The sequence below is a fragment of the Streptomyces ossamyceticus genome (genome assembly GCF_001418475.1).
Classification (GTDB): Bacteria; Actinomycetota; Actinomycetes; order Streptomycetales; family Streptomycetaceae; genus Streptomyces; species Streptomyces ossamyceticus.
This window is the reverse complement of record NZ_LIQX01000569.1, coordinates 1-7,648: the sequence shown is the minus strand read 5'-3', so window position 1 is coordinate 7,648 and position 7,648 is coordinate 1. Positions and strand designations below refer to the sequence as shown.

The following is a 7,648-nucleotide window of genomic DNA, read 5'->3' as shown; positions in this document are numbered from 1 at the left end:
GCCGCCCACCCCCGCCCTCGCCCGGCGGGGGCGGCCTCGGACACGCCCCCCGCGCCGCGCACGCGCACGCACCGGAGGGGCCGCGCCCACAACACACCGCAGGCGCCCGACGGCGAACGTCAGCCGCCACAGGGGGAAGGTGCGGGCCGCCGCGCGGAACGTCCCCGCGCGGCGAACGTACCCCGACAAGCCGCCGCGTCACCGGACGGGCTCAGCCCCTCCGCCGCCCCCAGCCACGACCGCGCCTCTCGTCCGGGTCGTCCGAGTCGTGCGGCCCCAGCAGCTCGTCAGCCAGTGTCGGCAGATCGTCGAGCGGCGTCTCCTCGGCCCAGTCGGACCGCTGCCTACGCCGAGGAGTGCCCTCCTCGTCGACCTGCGGCAGCTCCCGCGTCCGCTCCCCGGCCCCGTCCGGCGCGGGCCGCTCGTCCCGGAAGAACCCCGGCGGCACCCGATCCTCACGCACCGGCGGCAGCACAGCGGTCTCGTCGGCCGCCCCCGGAGGCACCGGCGGCAGCACCGCGGTCTCATCCTCCGCCCGCGCCCCCGCCCCGAACGCGGAACCCGACGAACCGGCCCCGGACCCAGCCGCCCTCTCCTCCGACGGCTCAGGCGGCCGAGGCAGCTTCGCCGTGGTCTCGGAATCCGTCGCTCCCCCGGGCCGAACCGGCGGCAGCACAGCCGTCTCGTCCCACGGCCCGCCGGACGCGTTCGTGGGCGTCACCACAGGCGTGGGCACAGTCACGTCACCCGAACCGCCCCGCTCAGCCCCGTCACGCGCGTCACGCCCGTCAGTACGGTCACGCCCGTCAGCACGGTGACGCCGCTCGGTCCCGTCGCCCCGCTCGCCCCCCGCAGCCCGACCACCGCGCTCCCCGTCGCCGTCAGCCCCCCGAGAAGCCTCGACATCCCGAGGCGCCGCAGCCGCAGCCGCCGTCTCAGCCGCCCGAGCGACCGCCGCGGCCCGCTCCGCCGCAGCGGCACGCTCCGCCTCGGCGGCAGCCGCTGCCGCCCTCGCGGCCTCCGCGACCCGCTCGGCCTCCGCGGCGGCGGCCCGCTCCGCGGCGATCCGTCGCGCCTCCTCGGCACGCAGCAGGGCCTCCTCGGCCTTGCGCTGCTTCTCCAGGCGGAGCGCCTCCGCCTCAGCCCGCAGTCGCTGCTCCTCCGCGGCCTGCCGGCGTCGCCGTTCCTCCTCGACCCGGCGGCGTTCTTCCTCCTCGGCGCGGGCCTTCTCCTCCGCGAGGAGCCGTGCCTGCTCCTCCTCGGCGCGGCGCCGCGCTTCCTCGGCCCGTCGCCGGGCCTCCTCGGCCTGGCGTTCGGCCTCGCGGCGCTGCGCCTCCTCCAGCTCGCGCCGCTTGCGCTCCTCCTCCTCGGCGCGCAGCCGGGCGAGTTCCTCCTGGCGCTCCCGCTCGAGCCGCTCTTCCTCGGCCTTGCGGGCGGCCTCTTCCTCGGCCTTCCTGCGGGCCTCCTTCTCGGCCTTGCGCCGCGCCTCCTCCTGCGCCTTCACCTCGGCCTCGGACAGCGGCAGCATCACGTCGAGGCGGTGCCGGATGACGGTGGTGACGGCCTCCGCGTCCTGCCCGCCGTCGACGACCAGGTATCGCCCGGCGTCGGCGGCGGCGAGCGTCAGGAATCCGGCCCGTACGCGCTCGTGGAACTCGGCCGGCTCGGACTCCAGCCGGTCCGGCGCCTCGGTGAACCGCTCCCTCGCCGCTTCGGGCGAGACGTCCAGCAGGACCGTCAGATGCGGTACGAGCCCGTTCGTGGCCCACCGCGAGATGCGGGCGATCTCGGTCGGCGAGAGGTCCCGGCCGGCTCCCTGGTACGCGACGGAGGAGTCGATGTACCGGTCGGAGATGACGACGGCGCCCTGCTCCAGCGCGGGCCGCACCACGGTGTCCACGTGTTCCGCGCGGTCGGCCGCGTACAGCAGCGCCTCGGCCCGGTGGGACAGTCCGGCGCTCGACACGTCGAGGAGGATGGACCGCAGCCGCTTGCCCACCGGGGTGGCGCCGGGTTCGCGGGTCACGACGACTTCGTGGCCCTTGGCGCGGATCCACTCGGCGAGCGCCTCGACCTGGGTGGACTTGCCGGCGCCGTCGCCGCCTTCCAGGGCGATGAAGAACCCGGTCTCGGCCGGTGCCTGGTCGGGGTCGTCGCCGCCGAGCAGCGCGTCCCGCAGGTCGTGCCGCAGCGGCACTCCGGACCGGTCGTCGACCTTGGCGAGCACGAGCGCGGCGACCGGCAGCAGCAGCGCCCCGACGAGCATGAGGGTGAACGCGGCGCCGCCGTGCGCGAACACGAACTTGCCGTTCTCCAGGCGGTGCGGGCCGATGGCGGCGGCGACCAGCGGGGCGACGACGGCGGCGAGCGCGACGAAGACGCGTACGACCGCGTGGAGGTGCTCGGTGGTCCGGGCCCGCCGGAATTCCTCGGCCTCCTGGTCGAGCAGCGTGTGCCCGGTGTTGGCGGCGATGCCCGCGGCTACACCCGCCAGCCCGAAGATCAGGACGACGCTGGTGACGTCGGGCACGAGTCCACCGGCGAGCAGTGCGACGCCGGTGAAGGCGATGGCCAGGGCGAGGAGCCTACGGCGGGACAGCGCGGGCAGCAGGGACGGCGCCCGGCGGATGCCGAGGCCCACCCCGCCGGTCAGCGCGAGAACCAGCAGGCCGTACAGCACCGGGCCGCCGCCCAGGTCCTTGGCGTGCAGCACGGCGACGGCGACAGCGGCGGCGACCGCGCCGGCGACCGCCGCGCAGGCGGGCACCAGGATCGGGACGGCGCCCGTGCGGCCCTTGTCGACGCCGGTGCCGGTCCTGGGCCGGCGCAGCCCCTCCAGCGGGGACCGCGCGCGCGGGGTGCGCGTCTTGGGCAGTTCGAGGAAGGTCACCACCGACAGGGAGGCGGCGAAGAGTCCGGCGGCGACGTACGAGGCGAGCGCCGCCTGGTGCTGGCCGAACCAGTCGAGGCCGGCGCCCAGCAGGTTGTTGAGCAGCGCCACGACGACGAGGGTGGCGGCCGCGAGGGGCACCGCCACGAAGCCGGTGCGCAGGGAGAGACGTCGCAGCGCGTCCATGTGGTCCGGCAGCGGACGTACGGTCGCGCCCTCAAGCGGCGGTGCGGGCAGCAGCGCGGGCGCCGCGCTCTCCCGGCAGACCGTCCAGAACCGTTCGGCGACGCCGGTCACGAAGACGGTCACCAGGAGCACCGCGAGCGCGTTGTCCGGTGTCCAGTCGATCCACAGGGGCGCGACGATCAGCAGCAGGACGCGCAGCCCGTCCGCGCCGACCATGGTCCAGCGGCGGTCGAGCGGGCCGTCCTGCGAGGTCAGCGAGGTGAGGGGGCCGAGGAGCACGGCACCGAAGAGCAGGGTCGCGAGGACCCGTGTGCCGAAGACGACGGCGACGGTCAGGGCGACGCCCCGGTACCCGCCCCCGAACGACTCCTCGGCGATCGCCGTCTGGAAGACCAGGAGGACGAGCACGAACAGGGCGAGGACATCGCCCACGCCGCCCACGAGCTGTGCGCTCCACAGCCGTTTGAGCTGAGGTCGGCGCAAGAGCGCCCGTACCGCGCGCTCCCTGGAGTCGGCTGCCAGGGCGTCGTCGGGGGCCGGAGTCAGGGCAGTCGGCTGCTCGCCTCGCATCATGCTTTCAGCCTATCGGCACCCACCGACACCCCGGACCGACGCCCGAACGCACGCACACGTCACCACCAAGTCGTGTAAAAAGCGCAGGTTCAGAAAAGCCAAGGTGAAGATTCCAGCCACTGCTCGGCGCCGCCGCCGCCAACGGGACGCGGGGAACTGCGCGACCAGCCACAACGTCCCCGCACCCGCACCCGCCCCGGCGCCCGCGCAAGGCTCCTGAACCCCGCCCCTTTGGCCGTGCCAAAACCTCGACCGCACACGACCCGTCGGGCGCCCGGCAGCCTTCAGCCGGACGCCCGACGTCTCTCGACGCTTCTCTGCGCCTCTCAGCCCTCGGACGACGCCGCGGTCTTCTTCGCAGCCGCCGTCTTCGCGGTCGCGGCCTTCTTCGCCGCGGCCGTCTTGCCGGTGGTGGCGGTCTTCTTCGCGGCCGTCTTCTTCGCCGGCGCCGCCTTCTTCGCGGCGGCGGTCTTCGCCGTGGTCGCCTTCTTCGCGGGCGCCTTCTTCGCCGTCTTCTTGGCCGGCCCCTTCGCCCGCTTCTCCGCGAGCAGCTCGAACCCGCGCTCAGGCGTGATCGTCTCCACGCTGTCGCCGGACCGCAGCGTCGCGTTGGTCTCGCCGTCGGTGACGTACGGCCCGAAGCGGCCGTCCTTCACCACGACCGGCTTGCCGCTGACGGGGTCAGCGCCCAGCTCCTTCAGCGGCGGCTTGGCGGCGGCCCGCCCCCGCTGCTTGGGCTGGGAGTAGATCTCCAGCGCCTCTTCCAGCGTGATCGTGAACAGCTGGTCCTCGGTCTGGAGGGAGCGCGAGTCCGTGCCCTTCTTCAGGTACGGCCCGTAGCGCCCGTTCTGCGCGGTGATCTCCTGGCCCTCCGCGTCCGCGCCGACGACGCGCGGCAGCGACATCAGCTTCAGGGCGTCGTCGAGCGTGACGGTGTCCAGGGACATCGTCTTGAACAGGGAGGCCGTCCGCGGCTTGACCGCGTTCTTGCCCGTCTTCGGGGTGCCCTCGGGGAGGATCTCCGTGACGTAGGGCCCGTAGCGGCCGTCCTTGGCGACGATCTGGTGGCCGGTCGCCGGGTCGGTGCCCAGTTCGAAGTCGCCGCTGGGCTTCGCCAGCAGTTCCTCCGCCAGCTCGACGTTCAGCTCGTCGGGCGCCAGGTCCTCGGGGATGTCGGCGCGCTGGTGGCCCTCGCTGTCCTTCTCGCCGCGCTCGATGTAGGGGCCGTAGCGTCCGACGCGGAGCACGATGTCGTTGCCCACGGGGAACGAGGAGACCTCGCGCGCGTCGATGGCGCCCAGGTCGGTGACCAGTTCCTTCAGTCCACCGAGGTGGTCGCCGTCGCCGTTGCCGGCCTCGGCGGCCGCGCCGATGTCACCGGTGCTCTCGCCGAAGTAGAACCGCTTCAGCCACGGCACGGACTTGGCCTCGCCGCGGGCGATGCGGTCGAGGTCGTCCTCCATCTTGGCGGTGAAGTCGTAGTCGACGAGTCGACCGAAGTGCTTCTCCAGGAGGTTGACCACGGCGAAGGACAGGAAGGACGGCACGAGGGCCGTGCCCTTCTTGAAGACGTAGCCGCGGTCGAGGATCGTGCCGATGATCGACGCGTACGTCGACGGGCGGCCGATCTCGCGTTCCTCGAGCTCCTTGACCAGGCTGGCCTCGGTGTAGCGGGCGGGCGGCTTGGTGGCGTGCCCGTCGACCGTGATCTCCTGGGCGGCCAGCGCGTCACCCTCGGCGACCTGCGGCAGCCGGCGCTCACGGTCGTCCAGCTCGGCGTTCGGGTCGTCGGCGCCCTCGACGTAGGCCTTGAGGAAGCCGTGGAAGGTGATCGTCTTGCCGGAGGCGCTGAACTCGACGTCCCGGCCGTCGGAGGCGGTGCCGCCGATCTTGACGGTGACGGAGTTGCCGGTCGCGTCCTTCATCTGGGAGGCGACGGTCCGCTTCCAGATCAGCTCGTACAGCTTGAACTGGTCGCCGGTCAGACCGGTCTCGGCGGGCGTGCGGAAACGATCGCCCGAGGGTCGGATCGCCTCGTGCGCCTCCTGCGCGTTCTTGACCTTCCCGGCGTACGTTCTGGGCTGCGCCGGCAGGTAGTCGGCGCCGTAGAGCTGTGTGACCTGGGCGCGGGCGGCGGCCACGGCGGTGTCGCTGAGCGTCGTGGAGTCCGTACGCATATAGGTGATGAAGCCGTTCTCGTACAGCTTCTGCGCCACCTGCATGGTCGCCTTCGCGCCGAAGCCGAGCTTGCGCGAGGCCTCCTGCTGGAGGGTCGTCGTACGGAACGGGGCGTACGGCGAGCGGCGGTACGGCTTGGACTCGACGGAGCGGACGGAGAAGCGGGTGTTCTCCAGGGCGGCGGCCAGCGCGCGGGCGTTCGCCTCGTCGAGGTGCAGGACGTTCGCGCCCTTGAGCTGCCCCACCGAGTCGAAGTCGCGGCCCTGGGCGACCCGGCGGCCGTCGACGGACTGCAGGCGGGCGACCAGGGACGACGGGTCGGACGGGTCGCCGGCGCGGCCGGTGGAGAAGGTGCCGGTCAGGTCCCAGTACTCGGCCGAGCGGAACGCGATCCGCTCGCGCTCCCGCTCCACGACGAGCCGTGTCGCCACGGACTGGACGCGGCCCGCGGACAGCCGGGGCATGACCTTCTTCCACAGGACCGGCGAGACCTCGTAGCCGTAGAGGCGGTCGAGGATGCGGCGGGTTTCCTGGGCGTCGACGAGCTTCTGGTTGAGCTGGCGCGGGTTGGCGACGGCGGCCTGGATCGCGGCCTTGGTGATCTCGTGGAAGACCATCCGCTTGACCGGGACCTTGGGCTTGAGGACCTCCTGGAGGTGCCAGGCGATGGCCTCGCCCTCGCGGTCCTCATCGGTGGCGAGGTAGAGCTCGTCGGAGTCCTTCAGCAGGTCCTTGAGCTTCTTGACCTGCGCCTTCTTGTCCGCGTTGACCACGTAGACGGGCGCGAAGTCGTGCTCGACGTCCACGCCGAGGCGCCGGACCTCGCCGGTGTACTGCTCGGGCACCTCCGCGGCGCCGTTGGGAAGGTCGCGGATGTGCCCGACGCTCGCCTCGACGATGTAGCCGGGGCCGAGATAGCCCTTGATCGTCTTCGCCTTGGCAGGCGACTCGACGATGACGAGTCGGCGGCCGCCCTTCGCGGTCTCGCTGGTCGGGGACAACTTCGCTCTTCTCTCCGGTCGACGCTGGGATCTCCCCGGGGTCGCCTTGTGTCCGGGGCCGGGCACCCCGGAAGCCGGTGCCTCGGGAGGAGGCTCGGCCATGGGCCCGGGGATCGGGTCATGCTGACGCTGCGGAGTGTGACGGTACATCCCGCCCTCGTGTCAAACGGGAAAAGCCCGCAACGGCCACTCGAACGGTAACCCGACTACCGCCATTCCTGCCGCCCGGCGTGTTCACCGGCCCTTCCGGACCGATGCGGAGGGTCACCCTCTGGTCACCCGGCCCGCTCCCTGCTCCGGCGCCCGGAGCACCCTCAGATCTGCGCGAAGCACCACGCGCCGAGCAGAAGCGCGAGGACCGCGGCGACGCTCGCGAGCGTTGCCGACATCACAGGGCGCACACCGTGCGCGACCGGCAGTCCCTGCCGCAGCCGGACGGTGGTCCACAGCAGCAGCCCGCCCCCGAACAGGGCGAACACCACTCCCGCGAAGATCGCCGATTCGCTCTCCATGTCCTGCTCTCCACCCCTCGACACCCAGGGAGGGGAGGCTGGCACGCACGGGAAGCGGACACGCGAACCCGAGGTGAACGCGAGGCGTCCGGGGCCTCAGACCGAGCCGGGCGTGGGTATCTTCCCGGTCGTCCTGGAGATGTCGGCGTTGCGCACCGTGCACACCACTTTGTTGAAGCCCTTCTTCCACTCGTCCTCGTCGGAGACCCAGCCCGACACGATCAGGTCGGAGCCGGGCGCCCAAGTCGTCTCGAACCTGTTGGTGCAGAGCTTTCCCCCCTCGTCTAGGGCGCCCTGGAAGGTCATGC

General features: G+C 72.6%; 4 protein-coding genes. All 4 read right to left on the bottom strand.

From position 1 onward, the window contains the following. Positions 1 to 211: 211 nt before the first annotated feature. Positions 212 to 3,649: a dTMP kinase gene (gene tmk / locus AOK15_RS33410; protein ID WP_055522068.1), complete on the bottom strand. Its 3,438-nt coding sequence runs from the start codon at positions 3,647 to 3,649 to the stop codon at positions 212 to 214. Positions 3,650 to 3,975: 326 nt separating this feature from the next. Next, complete coding sequence (gene topA, locus AOK15_RS33405; protein WP_055522067.1) at positions 3,976 to 6,828, bottom strand: type I DNA topoisomerase; 2,853 nt, start codon at positions 6,826 to 6,828, stop codon at positions 3,976 to 3,978. A 314-nt stretch (positions 6,829 to 7,142) separates the two neighbouring features. Next, positions 7,143 to 7,340: a hypothetical protein gene (locus AOK15_RS33400; RefSeq protein ID WP_055522066.1), complete on the bottom strand. Its 198-nt coding sequence runs from the start codon at positions 7,338 to 7,340 to the stop codon at positions 7,143 to 7,145. A 96-nt stretch (positions 7,341 to 7,436) separates the two neighbouring features. Next, on the bottom strand, positions 7,437 to 7,648 hold a 212-nt coding region (locus AOK15_RS33395), incomplete at its 5' end, for a hypothetical protein (protein WP_055522065.1).